Here is a 1,650-nt window from a genome sequence, read left to right on the forward strand (position 1 = left end):
GCCTGCATGCCCCATCGCCTGATGGTGCGCTGCTCGATGGTCTGGAAGATCAGGTTCTCCACGACAAGGCCGATGAGGATCACGGTGAGAAGCCCGGCGAACACGTTCGGGATGTCGAGCATGTTCTTGTTCTCGAAGATGAACCAGCCGAGCCCCCCTGAGCCCGAGGACACGCCGAAGACGAGCTCGGCCGCGATCAGCGTGCGCCAGGCAAAGGCCCAGCCCACCTTCAGGCCGGTCAGGATCGACGGGAAGGCCGCCGGGATCAGGATCCTGCGGATCAAGGCCGGGCCCGACAGCCCGTAGTTCTGCCCGACCATCTTCAGGGTCCGGCTCACCGACAGGAAGCCCGAATGGGTGTTGAGCGCGATCGCCCAGGTCACCGAGTGGACCAGCACGAAGACCAGGCTGCCGTTGCCGAGCCCGAACCAGATCAGCGCCAGCGGCAGCAGCGCGATCGCCGGCAGCGGGTTCAGCATCGAGGTCATGGTCTCGAGGAAGTCGGTGCCGATGCGCGAGGCGATGGCGAGCCCGGTCAGCAGGGTCGCCAGCGCCACGCCCAGCGCGTAGCCGACGAGCAGCACCTTGATCGAGCCCCAGGCGCGCGCCGGCAGGGTGCCGTCCGCCACGCCCCGGGCGAAGGCCGAGACGGTCGCCGTGAAGGTCGGGAACAGGAGGTCGTTGTCGAGGTAGCGCCCGTAGGCCTCCCAGATCAGCGCCAGCACGGCGAGGATCAGGAGCTTCCGCAGCCAGCCCTGGTTGTAGAGCAGCTCGAAGGTCGAGAGCGGCTTCTCGACCACCGTGCGGCCCTGCCCCGCGACCGGCTCGCGGACGATCTCGGGCCGCTGGCGGGCGGCGGGCGTCATCTCGGGGCGCGGCATGAGATGCAGACCTCTAGACATTCTCCGCCTCCTTGATCTCCTCCGAGAAGAGCATCTGCTGGATGCGGCCTTCGAGGCGCAGCGCCTCCTCGGGCGAGCCGGCGCTGTTGAGCTCGGCCTTCACCTCGCCGGGATGGGGCGAGAGCAGCAGGATGCGCGAGCCGATCTTGATCGCCTCGGGGATCGAGTGGGTGACGAACAAGACGGTGAAGCGGGTCTCCTCCCACAGCGCCAGCAGCTCGTCCTGCATGCGCCGCCGGGTCAGGGCGTCGAGGGCGGCGAAGGGCTCGTCCATCAGGAGGATGTCGGGCTCCATGGCCATGCCGCGGGCGATGGCCACGCGCTGCTTCATGCCGCCCGAGAGCATGTGCGGGTAGCTGTCGCGGAACTTCGTGAGGTTGACCTTGTCGATGTAGTGCATGGCCCGCGCCTCGGCCGCGCGGCCGGAGAGCCGGCCCGAGGCTTCGAGGGCGAAGACCACGTTCTGCTTCACGGTCTTCCAGGGCAGGAGCTGGTCGAACTCCTGGAACACCATCATGCGGTCGGGGCCGGGCCCGGTGACGGGGCGGCCCTTGAGGCGGATCTCGCCCTCGGTGGGGGCCATGTAGCCGCCCACCGCCTTGAGCAGGGTGGACTTGCCGCAGCCCGAGGGCCCGAGCAGCACGAAGCGGTCGCCCGGCAGGACCGCGAAGTCGACCCGGTAGGTCGCGGTGATCAGGTGGTGCGGCGTCTTGTACTGAAGCGTGACGCCGTCGACCTCAAGGAGTGG

General features: G+C 68.5%; 2 protein-coding genes. Both read right to left on the minus strand.

The genetic code is table 11. The features are described 5' to 3' along the window. Window positions 1–866: ABC transporter permease (locus MTDSW087_RS29780; protein WP_210248322.1), on the minus strand; the 866-nt coding region annotated here is incomplete at its 3' end. 28 nt (window positions 867–894) lie between these two features. Next, a partial coding sequence (locus MTDSW087_RS29785; RefSeq protein ID WP_144769391.1) for an ABC transporter ATP-binding protein occupies window positions 895–1,650 on the minus strand: 756 nt, incomplete at its 5' end.

Source organism: Methylobacterium dankookense (assembly GCF_902141855.1).
GTDB lineage: Bacteria > Pseudomonadota > Alphaproteobacteria > Rhizobiales > Beijerinckiaceae > Methylobacterium > Methylobacterium dankookense.